Source organism: Frankia sp. AgB32, from assembly GCF_023243045.1.
In the GTDB taxonomy this organism is placed as follows: domain Bacteria; phylum Actinomycetota; class Actinomycetes; order Frankiales; family Frankiaceae; genus Frankia.
The window spans coordinates 58,196-81,369 of the sequence record NZ_JALKFX010000009.1 but is presented as its reverse complement, the minus strand read 5'-3'; the positions used below and the strand labels follow the sequence as shown (position 1 = coordinate 81,369).

Genomic DNA, 23,174 nt, shown 5'->3' with positions numbered 1-23,174 from the left:
GGCCGACCGCGGTCGCGCCGCGCGTCCCCACCGGCGCGGTTCGCGCGGCACGGCACCCGTGCGCGCGGGCGGCGCCGGGAACGGCCCGCTGGTCACGTCGACGCGGGCGTGGGCAGGGCGGCGGCCGGGACCGGGTGTCCCAGCCCGTCACGGGGCCTCGACGACCTCCGCCCATCGCCGCAGCAGGGTGTGTGCCTCGGTCAGGTCGGCGCCCTCCGCCCACAGACGGGTCACGGCCTCGCTGGGGTCGGGCAACACCAGCACCCAGGAGCCATCCGGGCCGACGACGCGCGCCCCGTCGGTGGTGTCCAGGGTGTAGCCGGCATCGGTGTCGACGGACTCGACGACGCGACGCATCACCGTCCCCTTCGCCGCCCACGGCGTGGGCACCGAGCGGCGCAGGACGGCGACCGACGGGATCCGGGAGTCGATGGCGCTCAGCGTGAGGCGGGTCCTGGCGACCAGGGCGAGCAGTCGCACGAACGCCGCGAGGCCGTCGATGGCCGGCCCGAACTCGGGGACGACGAACCCGCCGCGCCCGTCGGCGGCGAACACCACGCCGTCCTCCCGGGCGACCGCGGACAGCGCCGCTGCCGACAGCGACGTCCGGGTCACGGTCAGCCCGTGGAAGCGGGTCACCTGGTCGGCGACCCGGGTGGTGGTGACCGGGACGGCGACCCGCGCCCCGCGGCTCTCGGCGGCGACGAGGTCGAGGAAGACCAGCAGCGCCCGGTCGTCGTCGATCAGGTCACCGCGCTCGTCGACGATGGCGATGCGCTCACCGACGTGGTCGAAGCGGACGCCGAAGGCCGCGCCGGAGCTCGCGACCAGCGCGCCGAGCCGGTCGGTGGCCCGCAGGTCGTCGGAGGCGTTGTGGGTCGGGATGACCTCGTCGACCCGGCCGTTCACGGTGAGCACGTCGACGCCGAGCCGGCCGAGCAGCATCGGCAGCACCAGCGACGCGGACCCGCCCGACGGATCGACGACGATCTTGAGGGCGGCCTCGGCGATCCCGCCGGTGTCGACCCGGTCGAGCAGGTCCTGGGTGTAGAGGTCCAGCGTGCGGGCGGGAAAGCGCAGGTCACCTATCTCGCCGGGGAAGGCGCGGCGGAACTCCTGCCGGGAGAACACCCGGTCGAGCTTGCGCTGCGCGGCCGGGGACAGGTCGTTCCCGTCGGCGTCGAGGAACAGGATGTCGATGCGCTCGGCGTCACCGGGGGTGGTGCGGACCATGATCCCGCCGGCCGCGCTGGACGAGCGGACGTCGAAGCGGGTCACCGGCATCGGCGCGACCTCGAGGTCGCGGATGTTGATCGCGCTCGTGGTCAGCGCGCTGATCACAGCCCGCTTGAGCGCGCGGGCGGCGCGGGAACCGTCGCGGGCGGTGGTGACGGTGGTGCCCTTGCGCAGGGTGGTCGCGTACGCGGCGGCGAGGCGGACGACCAGCTCGGGGGTGATCTCGACGTTGATCAGGCCGGACACGCCCCGCGGCCCGAACAGCGTGCGCTGCCCGCGCGACTCCCAGATGACCGACGTGTTCACCACGGCGCCGGCCTCGATCGTCTTGAACGGGTACACCTTCACGTCGTGCGAGACGAACGCCTCCTCGCGCACGACGCACTCGTCGCCGATGACCGCGCCCTCCTCGATGCGGGCCGCCCGCAGCACGTCGGTGCTGCGCCCGATCACGCAGCCGCGCAGGTTCGTCTGCGGGCCGATCAGCGCGTTGTCCTGGACGATCACCCGGTGCAGGAAGGCGCCGCTCTTGACCAGCACGTTGCTGCCGAGCACGGTGAACTCGCGCAGCTCGGCGCCGGCCTCGACCTTGCTGTAGTCGCCGACGACGAGCGGGCCCTTGAGCACCGCGTCGGGGTGGACGTCGGCGTCCTCGCCGATCCACACGCCCGGGGAGACCTCGAAGCCGCCGATCTCGACGTCGACCTGCCGGTTGAGCACGTCGGCCTGGGCCCGCTGGAAGCTCGCGATGGTGCCGACGTCCTCCCAGTAGCCGGCGGCGACGTAGCCGAACACCGGCGCGCCGGCCTCGACGAGGCGGGGGAAGACGTCACCCGACCAGTCGACCGGCTCGCCCGGCGGGACGTGCGCGAGGACCTCGGGCTCCATGACGTAGATGCCGGTGTTGACGGTGTCCGAGAACACCTGTCCCCAGGTCGGCTTCTCCAGGAAGCGCTGGATGCGGCCGTCCTCGCCGGTGATGACGATGCCGAACTCCAGCGGGTCCGGGACGGACTTGAGCGCCACGGTGACCAGGGCGCCGTGGCGGCGGTGGTAGGCGACGAGGTCGGTGAGGTCGATGTCGGTCAGCGCGTCCCCGGAGATGACGACGAAGGCCTCGTCGCGCAGCGCGTCCTCGGCGTTCTTCACGCTGCCCGCGGTGCCCAGCGGCGTCGTCTCGGTCGCGTACGACAGGTGCATCCCGAGTTCGTCACCGGCGCCGAAGTACGTCCGGATCATCGAGGCCAGGAACTGCACGGTCACGACCGTCTCGTCGAAGCCGTGCCGCTTGAGCAGCCGCAGCACGTGCTCCATGATCGGCCGGTTGACGACGGGGAGCAGCGGCTTGGGCAGGTTGGCGGTCAGTGGGCGCAGCCGGGTGCCCTCCCCACCCGCCATCACGACGGCTCTCACCCGTCACCGCCCGCCCCGGCCGGCCGGCCGGCCCCGGCCAGCGCCCGGGTGTGTGCCCGGTAGCGCCGGGCGAGCCCGGCGGCCTGGACGAAGTAGAGGACGCCGGACCACCAGTACAGGGCGAGGCCCCAGATCGCGAACGCCCAGCCGAGCGGTCGCGCCGCGGTCGCGAGCCAGGAGTCCCCGGCCGAGAGCAGCAGCAGCGGGAAGGCGTAGAGCAGGTTGAACGTCGCCGCCTTGCCCAGGTAGTGCACGGGCAGCGCCACGCCGACGCCGATCCGCCTGAGCAGCGGCGGCAGCACGAGCAGCGCCGCGTCCCGGGCCAGCAGCAGCACCGCGAACCAGACCGGAACGATGCCCCGCACGGTCAGCGCGATGATCGTCGAAAGAATGTAGAGCCGGTCGGCCAGCGGGTCGAGCAGCACGCCGAGCCGACTGGTCTGGTTCAGCGCCCGGGCGAGCTTGCCGTCGAGGTAGTCACTGATCCCGGCGAACGCCAGGACCCCCAGCGCCGCGCCGTCCGCCTCCGGACCGAGTACCAGCCACAGGAACACCGGCACCCCGAGCAGGCGCAGTGTCGACAGCGCGTTGGGGATCGTCCAGATCCGGTCCGGCGCGACCGGGTCGGACGCCGCGGACCGCGAGGTGGTCGGCGCGCTCACACGGCCTCCTGCATGCGACGTCCTCCTCCACCGGCGGGTCCGCCGGCTCGGCGGCCGCGGCCGCGTGGGCTGTGGCCGCGTGGGGCGGTGAGCGGCCGCCCACCGCGCCCGGCGCCCCCGGCCACGCGACGAGTCGCGCCCGCGAAGCTGTGCGGCGCCCGGTCGCCCGAGCTGGGACAGGCGGGACACCCCGGCGGCGGCCGGACACGGCTGACGGTAGCGGATGACCGGCCCGCGAGGCCGCCCGGTCCCGGCCGACAGGCACGGCACTGCCGGCGATACCGGTCCGTCGGCGACCCGGTCCCGGGCTGATCGTCGCGCGATCAGGCCCCGGCGCGGCCGAGCCCGGCGCGGCGCGGCCGGCGGTGGGTTGGTGGGCCCGGGCGGATCAGAGGATGCGGCCGACCTTGTAGGTCGAGCTGTAGATGGGGCGCAGCGACACGACCCCGCCGGTCTGCGGCGCCGCCCACATGTAGCCGTTTCCGGCGTAGATACCGACGTGGTAGATGTTGCCCGGGGTACCGTAGAAGATCAGGTCACCGGGCTGCTTGCCGGACTGTGGCACTTTGGTGGAAACGTTGTACTGGCCCTGCGCGGTCCGCGGCAGAGAACGGCCGAGCTGCTTGAACACGTACTGGACCAGCCCTGAGCAGTCGAACGAGTACGGCCCCTCGGCCCCCCACACGTACGGCTTGCCCTTGTTCAGCGAGGCGAGGTAAACAGCCTTCTCACCGATCGAGCTGCCAGGGATGATCTTCGGGATCGCCTGGTCGATGCCCGCCGCGATCCCCGCGCCGACGCCCCCCGCGCCGCCGCTGCCCGACATGGTCGGGCTGGTGATCGTCACGGTGGCCGCGCCGGCCAGCGAGGGGCGCAGCGCGCTGGACCCGTCGAACACGGCGGTGATCGTCGTCGTGGACAGCAGCCGAGCGGTGATCTGCGCGTTGCCGTTCGCGTCGGTGTGCAGCCGGGTGGAGGTCTGCCACTGCGGCCCGTTGACGACGACGATCCGGACGTCCTGGTTCGCCAGCGGGGCGCCGGAGTCCGCCTCGGTCGCGCGCACCGTCAGCACGACCGGCGTGTTCGGCGCGACGGTCGTCCTGTCCGCCGCGATGGAGACGTTGGTGAACACCGGGTCGTGGTCGGCGATCGCCGTCGCCAGCGGGGCGATCGTGCGCGCGGTGGTGAGGTCGGCCCGACCGCTGTGCCCGGTGAGAACAGACGACTGGGTCGGCGAGTTCGCGTCGAGGGAGGCGCTGCCGTCGACGCCGCTGGGCACGGTCGCGGCGAACGCGGCCGTCGACACGGCGATGGATCCGGTGGTGAACGCGGCGATCGTCGCCGCACGTCGAGGCGGAGCGGTGGTACGGCGGCGAACCGCGTCGGAGCCGGAGGATGCTCGGGGCGCCGGCGGGCGCTGACGGTTCCGGACGAACTGTTCCCAGTCCTCCGGAAGCCAGGCCATACCACGACGTGGCAAGACGTGTCCTTCCTGTGCGTCCGCGAGTGCGCTGCCCGGTCCGGGCTGGGGGGCCTGGACCTACCGCGCGACCGCCGGTCTCTCCCCCACAGGCGGCGCCCGACCACGGCGGCCGCCCGCTGGGACCATGGGTCTCCCGCGCCTGCCCCACAAACTCGGAGGGGCCGTCGAACCGGGGGCAGGACCAGGCGCTTCGGTTCGACGGTTAGCACTGTTCGGATCCACGACATCAGCACGCCCCATTCCGGACATCGATCCCGGTCCGGAGCAGAAGTGCTGTCGATGACCATAGTGGACACTCTGCGGTAGCCGGCAACCACCCCAAACCCAACGTTTGAACACGCGCGGGGTATGCACCGGTCCGTCACCGGAATGTCCGATTCTCGCGACGGCCGGTCGTGGGATTGTCCCCCGCAGGAGCATCCCCGCCGCGATGCCTCGATCCGTCCGCATCCGACCGTTCACCCGATGTGCTGGCACCCGGAATCGGCGTGACTGTCCGCAGGCGATCCGGTGAGCCACCCCGCCCCGGCCGGAATCGGGGCCCCCGCCCACCTGCGGACCGAGGCCCCGCCACGCTGTCCGGACGACGCCGTCGCCCGCCTCACGTGGTCCCCCCGCCGCCCTGGCCGCCCGGCTCAGGCCGTACCGGCTCGCGCACGCGCCGCGGGAGCCGGGCTCACCACGCCGCCCCCTACCGCGGCGGCCGGCCGCGAAGCCGCTCCCGACCCAACGGGCGGTGCGGCAGGCGGTGCGGCAGGCGGTGCGGCAGGCGGTGCGGCAGGCGGTACAGCGGGCGGTACAGCAGGTGGCGAGGTGGACGGCACGGCTGACGGCGCGGCGGTCACAGCCGCCGCCGGGCCCGGCAGCACGGCCGGCGGAACGGGACCTGCTGGCCCGCCGGACGGGACCGTGGCCCCGGTCGGCGCCGCGGCAGCCGGCGTGGGCACGAACGTGGTGTCCGCATGCGCATACACGATCAGGTTGCTGAGGTAGTGGTGGGTCTTGTAGTCGAACGCGCCGCCACAGGTGATCAGACGAAGCTCCGGTCGGGTCACCGGACCGTAGACGCGCTGCGTCGGGAACGTCGCCTTCGTCACCTGCTCCGAACGGTCGACGACGAAGGTCTGCGAGATGCCCGTCGGCCCGGCGACCTCGACCCGGTCGCCGGGCACCAGCAGCCCCAGCCGGTAGAAGACCGCCGGACCGGTGGTGGAGTCGTAGTGCCCGACGAGGACCGCCGGCCCGATCCCGCCGGGGGCCGGACCCCGGTCGAACCAGCCGACGTCCCCCCACGCCTTCGGAACCTCGATGGAGCCGTCGGTGGCCAGTCCGAGGTGCGTCACCGGCGCATCGATACCGAGGCGAGTGATGCGCAGCCGACTCGGATCGCTGATGACGACGGCCGGCCGTTCGAGCACCTGGGCGGCCGCACCGCTCGGACCGGGCGCCGGCGACGGCGGCGGCGGAAGGACGGGCGGCAGCTCCGCCGCGGCACGCGCCCCGGAACCGCCGCGACCGCCGTCAAACGCCGCTTCCGCGAGCCGAAAACTGCTGCCGATCAGGAGCACCGCGCCCACCAGCAGCAACCCCGGCCACAGCAGGGACCGCCGCCGGCCCCCCTGGACCCGCGCTCCACAGAGAGGGCTGCGCCGGCCCTGGCCACGGAACCCGCCCCAGGGCCGGCGGTCCCACAGCCCAGTGGCACGTGGGCGGTGCCCAGCCGTTGCGTCCACACGCGGCCGAGCCCGACCTGCCCCGGCACCACCCACCCAGCTCCCCGACGCGCGAACACCGCGAGACGCCACGCCCCACGACCGACCGCGATGTGTCCCGCCGCCGCGCGGCCCGACCTCACGCGACCCACCACCAGCCCCGGCCCCACGCGACCCGGCCCCATCCGACCCAGCCCCATCCGACCCAGCCGCACGCGGCCCGGCCCAGCGCGGCTCCGCATCTTGCGACCAGCCCTCCACCGAGCCGGCGCCTTGCCGCGGGATGCGGCGCGGCCCTGCCGACGGGGATCGGTCCTCGACGCCTCCAGCGGTCCGCGGCGGGGCGGCGGCGGTGCGACGGCCGGGATCCTTCGATACCTCGGACGCTGCGGACTCCCGGTGACCGCTTGCGCTCTCGTGATCCACAGTCCCTCCCGTCCACAGGCCCGGCCGCCGGCCACCGCATGTCCCCAGACCTTCGGGGCCGCTTGCACCAAGACCACAACCACTTCACCGACCGTCACTGTAACGATCCGAGAGGGCACAATCGGTGAGGAGTGGTCGACGGACCGCGCGACCGCGCGCGCCCCGGCCCCCAGGTCAGACGAAATTCAACATCCCGTGACATAACGGCACGCTCAGCGCCACGCGAGCCGGCGAATCCGGCCGCACCACGCCCGGTGCGCTTGGCGCGCATCGCCACACCCACTCGCTATGGTGTCACTCGCAGTGATGGCACGATCACCATCAGTGAGAGAGGGGACCACGTGAAGAAGGGTATGGGGCGCGGCGCCGCCGTCCTTGCGATGTCCAGCGCGGCGAGCGTTGTACTGACCTTGGGGCCAAGCCTGGCTGCCGCCCACGCGTTCGACGACAAGGGCGACGGGATCAACAACAAAGACAACTGCGTCGGCAACAGAGACGACAAGGACGACAAGGACGACAAGGACAGCAAGGACAGCAAGGACAACTGGGACCTGTTCGGCGACAAGAACAAGGACGACAAGGGCCAGGTCAAGGACGACAAGGACCAGGTCAAGGACGACAAGCAGGCCCATTCCGACGACATCAACAAGGACAACAACGACGACTGGTTCAACTGGGACGACAAGGACAAGAACAAAGACAAGGACAAGGACAACCGCAACTGCCCGGTCGGCGTTGTCGCCGGTGTCGGGGTGGGCGTGGTCGGCGGCGGTATGGCCGACCCCGCATCCTCGCCGATGATCCCGCTCGCCGGTGCCGCGTTCGGCGCCCTTCTGATCGGCGCAGGGGTGGCTCGGCGGCGCGCCCAGGGCGCGGCCTGACTCTGCCATCCCGCGGCATCAGCCGCAGGAGACCCTCGTGGGTGACGGCCTCGGCCTGGTCCCACGCGGGCCGCGCACGAGGGTCGGGGGTCGCGTCAACGCCGACGCGACCCCCGGTCACACTCAGGGCCTCCGGTACGGTAACGTTGCTTCCGTACGGGACGTGGCGCAGCTTGGTAGCGCACCAGACTGGGGGTCTGGGGGTCGCAGGTTCAAATCCTGTCGTCCCGACAACGCATCACCGCAAGCCCGCTGGACAGGCACACCGCCTGGCCAGCGGGCTTTTTCGTATCGCCCGCGCGCCCACCGCGGCACTCGGGCGGGCGCCTCGACGCGCTCCCTATGGGATCATTCTGGGACCAGCCGACGAGATATCGGCCAGGACTCCCCCGCGGCAGCCATTGAGTACCGATGGGTGGGTTACGTCCGCGTCCGAACCAACCTTGGTGCGCCATCGATGGAGTCGCCCGGCATGACTGCCGCTGAAGCCCGGGGCGCCCGCACTGCGGTCCTTCGCGCTCTCACCGACCTGCTCATCGCAGCTCACTCCGGTCAGACACTTCGTGTCGCTGTCGACGGCCCGGACGCGGCGGGAAAGACAATCCTGGCCGACGAGGTCGCCCGCAGGCTTGCCGAACGCGGCCGCCCAGTCATTCGGGCCAGCATCGACGCGTTCCACCATCCGGTCTCGGTCCGCCGACGGCGAGGTTCCCTCTCTCCCGAGGGTTACTTCTTCGACGCCTTCGACTACGACGCCCTGCGGCGTCTGCTCCTCGACCCGCTCGGACCGAGCGGCAACCGGCTCTATCGTCCCGCCGCCTTCGACTTCCGCATCGACGCGGCCGTCGATGAACCTGCCCGGCTCGCCGCACCCGACGCCGTGCTGCTCCTCGACGGTGTCTTCCTTCTCCGCGAGGAGCTTTCCGCCTGCTGGGACCTGAGCGTCTTCCTCCAGATCAGCCCCGCCGAGTCACTCCGACGAGCCCTGCACCGCGACATCGAGCTGTTCGGATCACCTGGAGCCGTTCGTGACCGGTATCTGGCCCGCTACCTGCCCGGCCAGAGCATCTATTTTCTTCACGCCGCACCTCAGGAGCACGCCGACATACTGATCGACAACGAAAGCCCCGACGCGCCGCGCATCCTCCGCTGGCCGGGCGCGGCAACCCACGCCGACCTCCCCTCCACACACTCCAGCCACAGGACGTCCTGACAGACGTCTACCGATCCCGGCCGGCCATCACAACAACTCGCGCGGACACGCCATCACCGGGGTGAGGTGGTGGAGGCCGCCGCCCGAGTACCGAACAGTCAGGCCGTCGACGACAGCAGGTCCGGACCGTTCTCGTCACCCTCACCGGGGCCGCGCTGCGGACGAGGGAGCGCTGTGGATCGGGGGACCTGGGACGGGCGGAGCCCTGTGGACCAGAAGCCCTGTGGACGAGGGAACCCGGGACGGGCGAAACCCGTTGGCGGAGGACTGCGCTTCAGGCGGGAACCGTGTCGACGGAGGGACGCGTGCGGGCCGGGAAGCGCCGTGAGCGGAGGGACCCGTGTGGACAGCGCGCTTCGGGCGCCGTGCCGCCGCCGGGCCGAGGATCAGCCGGGACGACGGCGGTCGTTGCGTTCGCGGACCCGTACCGAGATCGAGATCGGCGAGCCGGCGAAGCCGAAGTCCTCGCGCAGGCGTCGCTCCAGGAAGCGGCGGTAGGTCGGCTCCAGGAAGCCGGTGGTGAACACGACGAAACGCGGTGGGCGGACGCCGGCCTGGGTGGCAAAAAGGATCTTCGGCACCTTGCCGCCGCGGGCCGGCGGCGGGGTGGCACCCGTCACCTCGCCGAGCCAGGTGTTGAGGCGGCCGGTCGAAATCCGGGTGCCCCAGGAATCCAGGGACGTGCGCAGCGCCGGGGCGAGGCGTTCGGTGGCACGACCGGTCTGGGCGGAGACGTTCACCCGCGGTGCCCAGGCGACCCGGGCGAGGTCGCGGGAGATCTCCTGCTCGAGGGTGTAGCGCCGGTCCTCGTCGACGAGGTCCCACTTGTTGAACGCGAGGACGAGCGCACGGCCGGCGTCGACGACCATCGAGATGACCCGCTGGTCCTGCTCGGTGAGCGGCTCGGAGGCGTCCAGCAGGACGATGGCGACCTCGGCGGCGTCCAGCGCGGAGGCGGTGCGCAGCGACGAGTAGTACTCGGCGCCCGAGGCCTCCCGAACGCGCCGGCGCAGCCCGGCGGTGTCGATGAACATCCACTCCTCGCCGCCGACGGTGACCAGTTCGTCGACGGGGTCGCGGGTGGTGCCGGCGACGTCGTGCACGAGCGAGCGCCGGCTGCCGGCGATCCGGTTGAGCAGGCTGGACTTGCCGACGTTCGGCCGGCCGATGAGCGCCACCCGGCGCGGGCCGCCGGCTTCGTTGAACACCTCGCGCGGCGCCTCGGGCAGCACCGCGAGCACCGCGTCGAGCAGGTCACCGCTGCCCCGGCCGTGCAGTGCGGACACCGGGTGCGGCTCGCCGAGGCCAAGGCCCCACAGCGCCGCCGCGTCGGACTCGGTCCGGGCGTCGTCGACCTTGTTGGCAACGAGGATGACGGGCAGGCCACTGCGGTGCAGCACCCGGGCGACAGCCTCGTCCGCGTCGGTGGCACCGGTGGTGACGTCGACGATGAACAGCAGCGCGTCGGCGGTGTCGAGCGCGGCGCGGGCCTGCTCGGAGACCTGGGCGGCGAGCCCGGAGGCGTCCGGCTCCCAGCCGCCGGTGTCGACGAGGGTGAACCGGCGGCCGTTCCACACCGCGTCGTAGGCGATCCGGTCGCGGGTCACGCCGGGGACGTCCTCCACAACTGCGGCGCGGCGGCCGAGAACCCGGTTGACCAGCGTCGACTTGCCGACGTTCGGCCGGCCGACGACGGCGACGACCGGCTGGCCGAGCGCCGGGCCGAACAACGCCGGGCCGTCCTCGCCGGTCCCCGCACCGACGAGCACGCCGTCTCCCTGCAGACCGTCGCCGAGCGCGCCGTCCTCGACCGCACCGTCGCGATTCATGCGGGTGTCCCGTCCGTTCATCACTGCCATGGCTGTGGTACCTGTCTTCGGGTCCGGTGAGCCTCGTCGGTCACGCGGCGGATTGGCCGTGGTCGGCACGGGCTGTCTCAAGGTGGTCCAGCAGGCGCACCCGAATGTCCTCGGCGACGGCGGCGAGCGCGCGCCGCGACCGGGGATTCGCCGGGACGTCCACGTCGAACGGCTTGCCGAAGACGACCCGCACCTGAACGGAGCGGCGCGGCCACCGCGCGCCCTTCGGCAGCGCCGCTGCCGTGTTGATGCAGGCCACGGGCAGCACCCGGCAGCGGCTGTGCACAGCCAGGTAAGCGATGCCGTGCTGGACGGCGGCCATCTCCCCACTGCCGCGCGTGCCCTCGGGGAACACCCCGATGGCCCCGCCGCGGGACAGCTCGTCCAGCGCCGTGTGCAGAGCCTCCCGGTCGGGCCGGCCGCGGTCGATCGGGATCTGTCCGCTGATCAGCAGCAGCCGGCCGACCACGCGGGTGTACATCTCGGACTTTACCAGGCAGCGCACGGTCCGAGGCGCCTCGATCACGACCAGTGGACCATCGATCCAGCTGCTGTGGTTGCCTGCGAAGATCAGCGGCTCACCGACGGGAACGTTCTCCACGCCTTCCAGGCGCACCCGCATGACCAGCCTGTTGAGGATCCTGCGGACGCCGGGCTTGAGCACCCGGTGCGGAAGATCGTTGTAGACCGCCGAGGCGGCCCCCCGGTGCAACGCGGCACCCGCGGCGGCGGGTTTGGCGACGGCGGGCTCAGCCGCGACCACGGGCTCAGCCGCGACAGGCTCGGCGACGGCGGGCTCGGCGACGAGGGGCGCCGCGGACGCGGTCGGCCTGGCCTGCTCGAGGTCGAGCCGGTCGGCGGTGGGCTGCTCGGGGGCGGTCATGTCGTCACGTTGGTCGACTGACCGCAGTGCCGCAGCACCTCGTCGACCACCTCGGGCACGCTCAGCGCGGTGGAGTCGAGCACGATCGCCCCGGCGGGGATGGCGAGCGGGTCCGCGGCCCGGTTGCTGTCCAGGGCGTCGCGCCGACCGAGCTCGGCGAGGGTGCGCGCGACGTCGTCCACGCCCTTCTCCCCGAGCTGGCGGGACCGGCGCAGGGCGCGGACCTCGGTCGACGCGGTGAGGAACACCTTGATCGGCGCGTCCGGCGCGACGACGGAACCGATGTCGCGGCCCTCGACGACGATGCCGCCGGCCGCCCGCGCGGACTCGATCAACTGACGCTGCTGGGCGACGAGCCGGGCCCGGACGACGGGCACCGCGGCGACCGCGCTGACCGCGTTGGTGACCGCGCGGGTGCGGATCTCGGCGTCGACCCTGATCCCGTCGACGGCGACGGACGGCTCGTCCGGATCGGTGCCGATCGTCAGCACGGCCCGCTCGGCGATCTCCGCGACGGCCTGCTGGTCCTCGAGGTCGATGCGCCGTTCCAGCGCGAGCTGGGTGACCGCCCGGTACATCGCACCGGTGTCGAGGTAACGCAGGCCGAGGCGCCGCGCGAGTTCGCGGGCCCCGGTGCTCTTGCCGGACCCGCCCGGGCCGTCCACCGCGACGACCAGGCCCTCGCCCGGGTCGCGGGGGCGCGTCAGCGCGGCACCCCCGGCTCCGTGCGGCCCGGACGTTCCCTTCGCCCCGTCGGCGGCGAACTCGCCCGCCGGCAGCGCAGACCCCTGGTCGGGCTCCACCCGTTTCCTCCGTCCCGGACACGATGAGAGTCGTCGGGCCGCGCGGGCGCGGCATCGCGCACCGCCCCGGTCGGGGCGTACGGCGCGGTCCGGTCACAGACCGGACGCCGGGGCCCCGACGGCGGCCCGTCGGAGGGCTGCCGACGCGTCCCGGCCCACGCGCGGGCCGGCGTCGTCAACCCGTTGGCCGCGTCATGCCTGGCGATCCGACACGTGCGACCCGGATCAGGCTACTCGGTGGCGGGTCAGGATCGGCGGTATGCCGTCCAACCGGTCGCTGCGAGCCGCTCGACGACCTCGTCGGCGGCCGCCGGATCGACGGCGAGCTCCACGATCCCGGCGGGCGCGTCGAGGCTGTGCTCGAACGGTCCGACGTCCTCGATGTTCACCTGCCAGTCGCCGATCAGCCCGACGATCGCGGCGAGCTGGCCGGGTCGGTCGTCGAGCACGACGCCGATCCAGCCCCACTCCCGCGGCGACGCGCCGGCCTTGCGGGGCAGCCGGGCACGGCCGTCATGCCCTTCGCGCATCAGGCGGGTCACCGCCGCGGTGACGTCGTCGGCCGCCCCCGCGTCGAGGACGTCGGCGAGCGCGCCGAGCCGCGCGCCGAGCTCGCGTACCCGGCGCGCGATCGGCACCCGGTTGCCCTCGATGATCCCGGCCCACAGGCCGGCGTCGCTCTCGGCGAGCCGCGTGGTGTCCCGGAAGCCCTGGCCGGCCAGCGGGACGTCCTGGGGGGCGAGCCCGACGACGGAGCCCGCGAGCGCGCTGGCGACGATCTGCGGCACGTGCGAGAGCGCCGCCATCGCCTCGTCATGGTGGCGCGGGGTGGTGCGCACGGGGGTCGCGCCGCAGGCCAGCGCCACCGCGACGGTGGCGTGCAGCGCCGCGGACCCGGTGTGCGGCACGGGGCAGACGGCCCACACCCGCTCGGCGAACAGGTCGGCCCGGGCCGATACCGCGCCGTGGCGCTCCCGGCCGGCGATCGGATGCGCCGGGCACCACGTCGACAGGTCACAGCCGAGCTGGACGCCCTCGACCAGCGGGCGCACCTTGACACTGCCGGCGTCGCTGACCGTGTCGGCGAGGCCGCCCTGCGTCAGAGCGCGCACCTCCCGGGCGATCGTCGGCAGCGGGGTGGCGATGACGGCGTGCTCGACGCGCTCCCCCGCCCAGCGTCGCCCGGCGCCCATCTTCTCCGCGATGGCGACCTGGGCGTCGTCGGCGTCCCGGAGCAGCACCTCGATGCCCCGCGCGGACAGCGCGAGCCCGATGCTGGTGCCGATGAGCCCTGTTCCGACGACGCCGACCCGGCGCAGCTGCGGCAGTCTGGCTGGCTCCCAGCCCGATGCGACCATGAGATGACAGCCTATGGGGCCATCAGAGGTTGACGCTGCGGTAGAGCGATCCGACCTCGTGCCGAGTGAGGTGACGCGCGCGGCCGGCACGCAGCGTTCCAAGGTGGACCGTGCCGAGGTTCGTGCGCACCAGCCGGCGCACCGGGTAGCCGACGCTGGCCAGCATCCGGCGCACGATGCGCTTGCGCCCCTCGTGCACGACGATCTCCAGCATGACCCGGCCGTTCGCGTTGTCGACGACGCGCACCGAGTCGGCCTTCGCGAGGCCGTCCTCCAGCTCGACGCCCAGGCGCAGCGTGCGCGGGACCTCGCGGCGCAGCGGCCCGGAGACCTCGACGAGGTAGGTCTTCGGCACGGAGTAGGACGGATGGGTCAGCCGGTGGGCGAGCTCGCCGTCGTTGGTGACGATCAGCAGGCCCTCGCTGTCGGCGTCGAGACGACCGACGTGGAACAGCCCCGCGCCGAACTCGGTGAGCAGGTCGGCGATGGTCGGCCGGCCGCGGTCGTCGGACATCGCCGTGAGCACGCCGCGCGGCTTGTTCAACGCCAGGTGGACGAGCCCGGCGCGGGTCACGATCCGCTCGCCGTCGACCTCGATGACCGCCAGCTCCGGGTCGACGCGGCGGCCCTGCTCGCGGACAACGGTGCCGTCGACGCGGACCCGGCCGGCGGCGATGAGCTCCTCGCTGTGGCGGCGGGAGCCCACGCCGGCGGCGGCGAGCACCTTCTGCAGCCGGATTCCCTCGTCGGACGCGGGTCGGGTCATCAGGCCACCAGCTCATGTGTCGGACAGATCGAACAGATCTGACTGGTCGGAGGGGACATGCGGTTCACGGGACGACGATGTCATCCAGATCATCGAGGCCGGGCAGCAGGGGGGCCAGCGGCGGCAGCTCGTCGAGGTCGCGCAGGCCCATCCGCTCCAGGAAGTAGTCGGTCGTACCGTAGAGGATCGCACCGGTCTCGCGGTCGTGCCCGACCTCCTCGACGAGGCGGCGCGCCGTCAGGGTGCGGATGGTTCCGTCGGCGGACACCCCGCGCACGGCGGCGATCCGGCCCCGGCTGACCGGCTGCTGGTAGGCGACGACGGCGAGGGTCTCCAGCGCCGCCTGGCTCAGCCGCGCCGACTGGCCGGCGAGCACGAAGCTCTCCACCCACGGCGCGCACTCGTCGGCGGTGTAGTATCGCCAGCCGGCGCCGACGTGGCGCAGCCGGAACCCGCGGCCCGCGCGGACGTAGTCCTCGGCAAGCTCGGGCAGCAGCCGCTCGATCTCCCGGGCGGACGCGCCGAGACCGGTGGCGAGCTCGGCCACCCCGACCGGCCGCTCCGCGACCATGAGCACCGCCTCCAGCAGCGCGGCCAGCGGCGGGCGCTCGCCGGCCGCCGGCGGCCCACCCCGCGCCGGACCGCCGCGGCGCGACTCACCGCGCGGCCGCTCGCCACCTGTCGGCTCGCCGTCCGGGACGGTGCCCGCGGTGACGTCGGAGTCGTCCGAGGGACGGGTCACGATGCCTCCCTTCGCGCGACGTCGGCGCCCGGATCGCCCGCTCCCGCGTGGGCGGCCCTGTCGCCGTCGTGGTCGTCGCCGTCGTGGTCGTCGCCGTCGTGGTCGTCGCCGTCGTGGTCGTCGCCGTACAGGCCGCGGCCGACCGAGACCAGATCGCCCTTGCCGTCATCGTCCACCGCGATCCAGCGCACGATCAGTTCACCGAGCGGGATCTCCTGGTCGAACGAGATCCGCCCCTCCCGGAACAGCTCCAGCAGCGCCAGGAACCGGGCGACGACCTCGATCGTCTGCCGGCAGCCGGCGCACAGGGTGCGGAAGTCCGCGGTGCCGAGCTCGCGCAGCAGCCCGATGATCGCGATCATATGCTCGCGGACACTGACCCTGGGCAGGTGCACATGGTCGGTGGCGACCAGCGGGGGCAACGCCGGCTCCCGCAGCCGCGCCGCGAGCGCCGCGAGCTCGGTGGGTCCGATGCCGAGCTGGACCTCGGGCAGCGCGTCGGCGTAGCGGGCCTCCAGCGGCACCGCGCGCGGGACGTGCCGGGACTCCAGCGCCATCAGCCCGGCGAACAGCCCGGCGGCCTCCTTGTAGGCCTTGTACTGGAGCAGCCGGGCGAACAGCAGGTCGCGGGCCTCCAGCAGGGCGAGGTCCTCCGACTCGTCCTCGGAGAGCGCGCCGGGCAGCAGTCGGGCGGCCTTGAGGTCGAGCAGGGTCGCCGCGATCACCAGGAACTCGGTGGCCTGGCCCAGGTCGAAGCGCGTGCCGAGCCGGCGGATGTGCGCGACGAACTCGTCGGTGACCTGGGACAGCGCGACCTCGGTGACGTCGAGGCGGTGCCTGGCGATGAGGGACAGCAGCAGGTCGAACGGCCCGCTGAAGTTGGCGAGTTCGACCACGAACTGCTCGGTCCGCCCGCCGCGGCCGGTCTGCGCGGCCCCGGCGGCCTCGCCCGGCTCCGCGCCGGCCGCGGATTCGCTCACGCGGTCGGCCGAGACCCTCGCCCGCGGGATCGCACGCTTGTCGGCGTCGGCCGGGGACCGGGTCATGGCGCCACGCTACGCGGGTTCCCCCGGCGCATGATCCAGGCCATCGTCCGGGCTCAGCCCAGGTTGAGGCCGATCAGCGAGGCGAGCCCGCGCAGCAGCGGGCCGATCAGCTGGCCGACGACGGACGGGAACCCGGCGAACAGCACGGGCAGCAGCAACAACGCGAGCAGGATGACCAGGCCGATGTTGCCCTCGGTGAGGCGGTAGTGGGCGTTGCGCCAGCCCGCCGAGGTCGGGCCGAGCAGGAACACCAGGCGCCCGGCGTCGGTCGGCGGCACCGGGATGAGGCTGACGATGAGCATCGAGCCGAACGTGACCGCGAGCCAGAGGGTGAGCTCCGCCGCGAAGCTGTTCGCGACGGTCACCTCGGTCACGCGGCTGCCCAGCTCGATCGACGCGTGGTCGCCGAGGATCTGGAACAGCGCCAGCGAGCCCAGGGCAAGCAGCAGGTAGACGACGGGCCCGGCGAGGACCGCGGCGGCGACGTGGAAGCGCCGCTTGCGCCACACGTCGTTCATCGGGACGGACTCGGCCCAGCCGTGGCCCACGATGACCACGGCGAGGCCGCTGTAGGGGCTCAGACGGTGCTTGATCCCGGTCGTCAGCCGGCCGGCACGCATCGGGGTCGGGTCACGCACCAGCCGGGCGGCAAGGACCTGCGCGGCGTCGTGCGCGTACACGCCGAGGAGGAAGGCGACCGCGATCCCGAGAAGCGCCGCCGGTTCGGCGAGATGGAACAGCACGTTGCTACCTTTTCGTCCCGATCGCCGAAAGTGCCGGATTTAGCCGACGGCCGGTGGCGTGTCGTGCCGGACCATCAGCTCGCGCGCGAGCCGCCGGTAACCCGCGGCGCCGACCGAGGTCGGTGCGTAGGTCGTGATCGGCTCGCCGGCCACGGTCGTCTCCGGGAACCGTACCGTGCGGTTGATCACCGTGTGGAACACCTCGTCGGGGAAGCGTTCGACGACGCGGGCGAGCACCTCGCGGGCGTGCAGGGTACGGGCGTCGTACATGGTGGCGAGGATGCCGGCCAGCTCCAGGCGGGAGTTGAGCCGCTCGCGGACCTTGTCGATGGTCTGCAGCAGCAGCGCCACCCCGCGCAGCGCGAAGTACTCGCACTCCAGCGGGACGATGACGGCGTCCGCGGCGGTCAGTGCGTTGACGGTCAGCAGGCCCAGCGAGGGCTGGCAGTCGACGAGGATGACGTCGTACTCGTCGAGGATGGGGGCGAGCGCGCGGGCGAGGGAGTGCTCCCGGCCGACCTCGGTGACCAGCAGCACCTCGGCGGCGGACAGGTCGATGTTGCTCGGCAGCAGATCGAGCCCGTCGATCTGGGTCTCCACGATGACCTCGCGGATGTCGTTCTCGCGGCCGAGCAGCAGGTCGTGGACGGTCAGGTCGAACTGCATCGGGTTGATGCCGAGACCGACCGACAGCGCGCCCTGCGGGTCGAAGTCGACCAGCAGCACCCGGCGGCCGTACTCGGCGAGCGCGGCGCCGAGGTTGATCGTGCTGGTGGTCTTGCCGACCCCGCCCTTCTGGTTGCACATGGCGACGATCCAGGCGGGCCCGCGCGAGGTGAGCGGAGCGGGGACACGGAAGGACGGCAGCGGGCGGCCGGTGGGACCGGGCTCGCCGACCCCCTCATCGATACTCCCGCCGCCGGCTTCGAGGCGCCCCTCTTCGGACAGCCTGGGGTCACCGACCGTTACCTCCCCATAGGAGAAGCGGATCGGGGACTCGACGGCGGGAGTGTCGGCGATACGGACCACGGACGGGTTGCTCCTTCTACAAAGAGCAGAAACGGACCGGTTGGAGCGTACCGACATCGACCCGTTCTCGGGGGCGTCGGGTGGCCGCAAAGCGGCGTGTCGCGCATCGGCGGCCTGTGCACGTTGACCATCGCCCGCCCACAAGGGTGCGAAATCATCCACCTGGTGTGATGGATTGATGTCACTCCGGCGTATGGCGGCCGGCGAACGGCTCGCGAAGGCCTATCCGACATCGCGGGCATCGGCCGCCAGGGTTACCCGATCTCGACCTCTGGGCGCACGGAGGGTGGAACGGCGGTGGCCCGGATGGTGGGAACGCCGCCGGGACCGGGGCCGCATTCGGTCCGCCGGCGCCCGCCACGAGCTGCCACTTCGGTGCCACTGCGTTCGTGGCTGACCATCCGGGCGCCCCCGGTCGGTGGTCGCGACACCCAGGGCGGCGGTGAGGTCCGGCCGGGAACCCGCGGGGACCCCCAACCCCGGGCCCGGATGCCCCGAACGGGTGGGGCCAGGACCGCCGGTCCACGCCGGCGGCCCGTCCGCGGTGCCGGGGCGCCACCGGGCGCGATGCCGACCGATACGGTCGAGACGGCGAGCAGTGCCGCCACGGACACGGGCGACCCCGGCGGCCGAAGCCGTTGGCCGGTCATCCGCACGTGACCGGCCTCGGACGTGTGACACGGTGTCGCAGCGATCGGGGATGCCGCGACGATCGGGGATGAGGGACGTCATGACCGGCAGTACGGGTCTTCGGGTTGACCGGGTGATCACCCGCGGTGACTTCACCCTGGACGGTCAGTCGTTCACGGTCGACAACAACGTCTGGCTCGTCGGCGATGACCACTCCGTCGTCGTCGTCGACGCCGCGCACGACCCGTCGGTGATCGCCGCCGCGATCGGCGACCGGGTCGTCACCTCGATCGTGGCCACGCACGGTCACAACGACCACATCAACGCCGCCGCGGAGCTCGCCGACCTGGTGCGTGCCCCGATCGCCCTGCATCCCGACGACACCGTGCTGTGGCGCACCGTCTACCCGCGGCGCGAACCGGACCGGGCGCTCGCCGACGGACAGCTCGTCGCACTGCCCGGCGGCGGCGCCCTGCGGGTCCTGCACACCCCCGGTCACTCCCCCGGCGGCATCTGCCTGTTCGGAGAACTCGGCGGGGAACCGGTCGTGTTCAGCGGCGACACCCTGTTCCGCGGCGGCCCCGGTGCGACCGGCCGGTCCTACTCGGACTTCCCGACGATCCTCGCCTCGATCCGCACGAAGCTGCTCACCCTGCCGGCCCAGACCGTCGTCCACACCGGCCACGGCGACGACACGACCATCGGCGAGGAGAGCGTCGACTACGACGACTGGGTGCGCCGGGGCCGCTGACACCGCCCCGGCCGGGGTGTCGTCACACCCTCCCGGCGGTATGCCGGTCGTGCGGGCGACCACTGACGCGGGACGCCCACAGCGGGGCGACCAGCAGCACCAGACCGATGGCGACGCCGACCTGCAGGATGTGGCGAATCCAGTCGATCCCGCCGGTGTGCCGCACGCCGATCGCGCTGGCAATGACATTGCCGACGAGTGCGCCGACGATGCCGATGACCACGGTCAGCCAGAGCGGAATGTCCTGCCTACCCCGGACGATCAGGCGAGCCAACACGCCGATCACCAGTCCGGCCAGGATGATCCAGAGAATTTGGAACACCGCGCACCCCCAGTCGAGAACCTGCCCTGAGGTTTCTTCCGCGTCCACCCGTTACCAAAACCAGGTGAGCCGGTCGCCATCGGAAACAGATCGCCCGCCAGGGCTGTCGACGCGAGACAATATCGAGCGGCGCGGCGTATCCGCCGGCGCCGTTGCCGCCGGCCCGCAAACATCGCCGCCGCGCATTTCACGGCCGCGGGGCCGCGGGGCCGCCGGGCGGGACAGATCAGCTCGGCAGGCTCCGGGGGTCGATCGCGCGAAGCTCGACGGCGGCGATGCCCGGCCGCGCCGTGCCGCCGACCGCGACCCGGAAGTACCCGCGCAGACGGTAGAACTCCTGGACGCGGTCGAAGGTGGCGCCGCCACTGGTCATCCCGGCCAGCCGATATCTCGTCCCGACGCAGCCCTGCGCCGGGTCGGTACCGGGTGTCTCGCCGTAGACGAGCCGTTCGCACGATCCGTAGAGGGTCAGGTTCGGCACCGCGTCGCCCCCCAGTTCGGGGCCGGGGAAGAACGCCTGGGTGTTGCCCTCGACCGGGGCCAGCAGGTCCAGGTTCACGACGCCGTTGTCGTGGGCGGCGACGAAGTCGACGAACGGCTTGCTCGCCCCGAGCTGGCCGACCGCGCCCCGGAACGTCGGCACGTCGCTGAGCGCCGGCAGCCCCGGGACACTGGACGTGACGGCGCCGTGCGCCGCCGGGCCACCCGGCGGGGCCGGGACCCGCTGGACCACCGGGCTCGGCCTGACCCCGGTGGGGCCCGAACGCCCCTGGTCGTCGGCCGCGTGCGCGGCTCCGAGCGCCGTCAGCCCGGCGACGGCGGCGGCCAGCACGGTGATGGCCACGGCCCGCCGAGGTCGACGCGAACGCTGTCCGTCGCCCGCCGCCGGAGCCTCCTCCCGCGCCACCGCCTCGGCCCCGGCCCCGGCCGCGTCGGCGTCGGCGTCGGCGTCGGCGTCGGCGTCGGCGGGATTCAGCCCCGGGGGGTCCTGGTCCGACCGGATCGCGTCCTCCGGGAAGACATCACCGTCCGGGAAGACCACGTCGTCCGGGAAGACATCGTCCGCCGCCGCGATCCGCGCGATGCGGGCGCGCGGCTCGGCGGAACCCTCCGCGTCGACGGACAGGGGCGCGTCTCCCGCCGAGCCCTCCCACCCGCTCTGCCACGCCCGCGCCGCGCGCCCGGCCTGTTCCGCGCCGGCCCCGACGCCCACCCCGGCCTGTTCGAACTCGCGGCCGGCGACGCCTGGCAGCCCCGAGGCACCCGCGGCCCGGCCGACCGCCGCACCGCGCCCGGCCTCGACCTCGTCCGCCTCGTCAGCGTCAACCTCGTCGGGGTCGTCCTCGTCGGCGTCATACCCGTCGGCGTCATACCCGTCGGCGTCATACCCGTCGGCGTCATACCCGTCGGCGTCATACCCGTCGGCCTCACCATCGTCGACGGCCACCGCGCCGGCGGTGTCGGCACGGTCGGCGACTCCGTCGCCGGCACGCAGGCCGACGCCCTTCGCGTCGGCCACCGACCCGCTCGCGTGCTCAGCATCGGCGAGCGGGTCGTCGTCCACCGAGTCCCCGCTCCACCCGGCGCCGAGCCGGTCGTGGTGGTCGTCAGCATCCGCCAGTGGCCTGCCATCCCCGCCGCGCCCCGGCAGGCGCCCGTCGAGCGGGAGCGGCGGGATGGTCTCCCCGGCCCCGCCCCCCTGCGCCCCGCCCCCCTGCGCTGCGGCGCCGAGCCGTCGCCACGGGCTGAGGGAGTGCGGGTCCGCCCTCTCGGCGGGATCCGGTTGGGACGCGCCGGCACTCCCCGCGGCGTCCCGGCGGGCGCTGCCCGCCCGTCCCCGCAGGCCGCCGCGTCGACCGGCGCCCGTGCGCCATCCCGCCGGCGACCCCGACACGCCGGGGGCGACCGGCGCGGGGGGCGGCAACGGCGGGCTCGTGTCGGGGCCGGACGAGGCGTCGGCGCAGGGCGGTCCGGCGTCGGCCCGCTCGGCCGCCGCGGCGATGGCGTCCTGCGCGGCCTTCCCGGCAGGCGCCTCGTAAGCACCCGGTCCCCAGGCGCGCCGGCGGCGGGAGACCCGGGTCACGGCGTGATCCGGCTCCGGCTGGCGTTGCAGCGGGGTGACCAGGCTGACCGACGGCCGGGGCGACGGCAGGCCGACCAGGGTCTGACTGTCGTGGAAGTCGGCCTCGCGCAGCTTGTTGCCCGATGATCCGCCGGAGCCCCCGGACCTCGGCGTCGGGGTGAAGGTGGACACCGGAACGAACGCCAGCGGGTCGATCGGCGGGGGCGTCCAGAACTCCCGCAACAGCTTGCGGGTGGCGGCGGCCGGGTCGTTGGTCGGGCCGATCAGCTCACGCAGCAGATCGCTGGCACTGGGGCGGCCGGCGACATCCTTCACCAGAGCGGCGGTCACCGCGGGCCGCAACCGGGCGGGCACGTCGGCGGTGTCCGCCTCGCTGTGCACGACCCGGTAGAGCAGCGCGTCGGCCCGGCCGGTGCCGAACGGCGGCTTGCCCGTGGCCGCGTACAGCACGGTCAGACCCCACGCGAACACGTCCGCGGCCGGGCCGACCTCACCATGCCCGGTGACCTGCTCGGGCGCCATGTAGCCGGGGCTGCCGAGCAGGACTCCCGTGCGGGTGGCGGCGGTCGCGTCGACGGCCGCGGCGATGCCGAAGTCGATCACCTTCGGGCCCTCGGTACTCAGGATGACGTTGCCGGGTTTGAGGTCACGGTGGATGATGCCGGCGCCGTGGATGGCGGTCAGCGCCTCAGCCAGGCCCGCGGCCAGCGCGACGACGGTCGGCATCTCCATGGCCCCGCGGGTCGCGATCGTCTCGGCGAGGCTCTGGCCGGGAATGAGCTCCGTGGCCATCCACGGGTCGTCGGCGTCCGGGTTGGCGTCCACGAGCCGGGCGGTGCAGGCGCCGCCGACCGCGCGCGCCGCGTCGATCTCGCGGCGGAAGCGGGAGCGGAACTCCGGGTCGGCCGCGAAGTCCGAGCGGATCACCTTGATGGCGACCGACTGCCCGGTCAGATCGTCGGTGCCGAGGTACACGACCCCCATGCCGCCGGAGCCGAGGCGCGCGGCCAGCGCGAACCGGGCGACCCGCTCGGGGTCACCGGAGCGCAGCGGCCTGGGCGGCACCTCGCCCTCCCTCCGTCGTCCTGTTCACCATCCGACGCCTGGCCCGGCCAACCGGCCGGGCCCCCGTC

Annotated in this window: 18 protein-coding genes and 1 tRNA gene; 4 read left to right on the top strand and 15 right to left on the bottom strand. The window is 73.2% G+C overall.

The genetic code is table 11. From position 1 onward, the window contains the following. Nucleotides 1–147: 147 nt before the first annotated feature. From MXD60_RS04790 to MXD60_RS04775, 4 genes are all read right to left on the bottom strand, one after another. On the bottom strand, nucleotides 148–2,634 hold the full coding sequence (locus tag MXD60_RS04790; protein ID WP_248817745.1) for a mannose-1-phosphate guanyltransferase: 2,487 nt from the start codon (nucleotides 2,632–2,634) through the stop codon (nucleotides 148–150). A gap of 11 nt (nucleotides 2,635–2,645) precedes the next feature. Next, nucleotides 2,646–3,311 (bottom strand): cardiolipin synthase ClsA, encoded by a 666-nt coding sequence (gene clsA, locus MXD60_RS04785; protein WP_248817728.1) that lies wholly within the window; start codon nucleotides 3,309–3,311, stop codon nucleotides 2,646–2,648. Between the two features lie 388 nt (nucleotides 3,312–3,699). Next, nucleotides 3,700–4,776 carry an NlpC/P60 family protein gene (locus MXD60_RS04780; RefSeq protein WP_518467352.1) on the bottom strand — a complete coding sequence of 359 codons (1,077 nt, stop codon included), beginning with the start codon at nucleotides 4,774–4,776 and terminating at the stop codon, nucleotides 3,700–3,702. Nucleotides 4,777–5,429: 653 nt separating this feature from the next. After that, nucleotides 5,430–6,371, bottom strand: coding sequence for a class F sortase (locus MXD60_RS04775; protein ID WP_248817726.1), 942 nt, complete (start codon nucleotides 6,369–6,371; stop codon nucleotides 5,430–5,432). Between the two features lie 902 nt (nucleotides 6,372–7,273). Between MXD60_RS04775 and MXD60_RS04770 the strand changes: the two genes are divergently transcribed. The 3 genes from MXD60_RS04770 (at nucleotide 7,274) to MXD60_RS04760 (ending at nucleotide 9,026) form a co-directional block, all read left to right on the top strand. Further along, nucleotides 7,274–7,813 carry a hypothetical protein gene (locus MXD60_RS04770; RefSeq protein WP_248817725.1) on the top strand — a complete coding sequence of 180 codons (540 nt, stop codon included), beginning with the start codon at nucleotides 7,274–7,276 and terminating at the stop codon, nucleotides 7,811–7,813. Between the two features lie 157 nt (nucleotides 7,814–7,970). Next, nucleotides 7,971–8,044 (top strand) — tRNA-Pro (locus MXD60_RS04765). Between the two features lie 241 nt (nucleotides 8,045–8,285). Then, entirely contained in the window at nucleotides 8,286–9,026 is a 741-nt protein-coding gene (locus MXD60_RS04760; RefSeq protein WP_248817724.1) for a nucleoside/nucleotide kinase family protein, read from the top strand. Nucleotides 9,027–9,412: 386 nt separating this feature from the next. On the opposite strand, the gene der is transcribed toward MXD60_RS04760, so the two are convergent. The 9 genes from der to MXD60_RS04715 form a co-directional block, all read right to left on the bottom strand. Then, entirely contained in the window at nucleotides 9,413–10,855 is a 1,443-nt protein-coding gene (gene der / locus MXD60_RS04755; protein ID WP_248817723.1) for a ribosome biogenesis GTPase Der, read from the bottom strand. 70 nt (nucleotides 10,856–10,925) lie between these two features. After that, nucleotides 10,926–11,768: a lysophospholipid acyltransferase family protein gene (locus tag MXD60_RS04750; protein WP_248817722.1), complete on the bottom strand. Its 843-nt coding sequence runs from the start codon at nucleotides 11,766–11,768 to the stop codon at nucleotides 10,926–10,928. Further along, entirely contained in the window at nucleotides 11,765–12,571 is an 807-nt protein-coding gene (gene cmk, locus MXD60_RS04745) for a (d)CMP kinase (protein ID WP_248817721.1), read from the bottom strand. Before cmk ends, MXD60_RS04750 begins: the two co-directional genes overlap by 4 nt. A 245-nt stretch (nucleotides 12,572–12,816) precedes the next feature. Continuing rightward, the gene (locus MXD60_RS04740; protein ID WP_248817720.1) at nucleotides 12,817–13,929 is read right to left on the bottom strand and encodes a prephenate dehydrogenase; all 1,113 of its coding nucleotides are present in this window, start codon (nucleotides 13,927–13,929) and stop codon (nucleotides 12,817–12,819) included. A 22-nt stretch (nucleotides 13,930–13,951) separates the two neighbouring features. Next, nucleotides 13,952–14,695, bottom strand: a complete 744-nt coding sequence (locus tag MXD60_RS04735; protein WP_248817719.1) for a pseudouridine synthase — start codon at nucleotides 14,693–14,695, stop codon at nucleotides 13,952–13,954. Between the two features lie 64 nt (nucleotides 14,696–14,759). After that, the gene (gene scpB, locus MXD60_RS04730) at nucleotides 14,760–15,437 is read right to left on the bottom strand and encodes an SMC-Scp complex subunit ScpB (RefSeq protein ID WP_368861177.1); all 678 of its coding nucleotides are present in this window, start codon (nucleotides 15,435–15,437) and stop codon (nucleotides 14,760–14,762) included. Further along, entirely contained in the window at nucleotides 15,434–16,483 is a 1,050-nt protein-coding gene (locus tag MXD60_RS04725) for a segregation and condensation protein A (RefSeq protein WP_248817718.1), read from the bottom strand. The genes scpB and MXD60_RS04725 overlap by 4 nt, the downstream gene beginning before the upstream one ends. Before the next feature lie 53 nt (nucleotides 16,484–16,536). Next, nucleotides 16,537–17,226: a M50 family metallopeptidase gene (locus tag MXD60_RS04720; protein ID WP_248817717.1), complete on the bottom strand. Its 690-nt coding sequence runs from the start codon at nucleotides 17,224–17,226 to the stop codon at nucleotides 16,537–16,539. 39 nt (nucleotides 17,227–17,265) lie between these two features. Then, a complete protein-coding gene (locus tag MXD60_RS04715; RefSeq protein WP_248817716.1) occupies nucleotides 17,266–18,255 on the bottom strand; it encodes a ParA family protein in 990 nt (329 codons plus the stop codon). 730 nt (nucleotides 18,256–18,985) lie between these two features. Here MXD60_RS04715 and MXD60_RS04710 point away from each other — a divergent pair. After that, nucleotides 18,986–19,636: an MBL fold metallo-hydrolase gene (locus MXD60_RS04710; RefSeq protein ID WP_248817715.1), complete on the top strand. Its 651-nt coding sequence runs from the start codon at nucleotides 18,986–18,988 to the stop codon at nucleotides 19,634–19,636. A gap of 22 nt (nucleotides 19,637–19,658) precedes the next feature. On the opposite strand, the gene MXD60_RS04705 is transcribed toward MXD60_RS04710, so the two are convergent. Further along, on the bottom strand, nucleotides 19,659–19,958 hold the full coding sequence (locus MXD60_RS04705; protein WP_248817743.1) for a GlsB/YeaQ/YmgE family stress response membrane protein: 300 nt from the start codon (nucleotides 19,956–19,958) through the stop codon (nucleotides 19,659–19,661). A 226-nt stretch (nucleotides 19,959–20,184) separates the two neighbouring features. Continuing rightward, nucleotides 20,185–23,106: a serine/threonine-protein kinase gene (locus MXD60_RS04700; RefSeq protein ID WP_248817714.1), complete on the bottom strand. Its 2,922-nt coding sequence runs from the start codon at nucleotides 23,104–23,106 to the stop codon at nucleotides 20,185–20,187. Nucleotides 23,107–23,174: the final 68 nt, after the last annotated feature.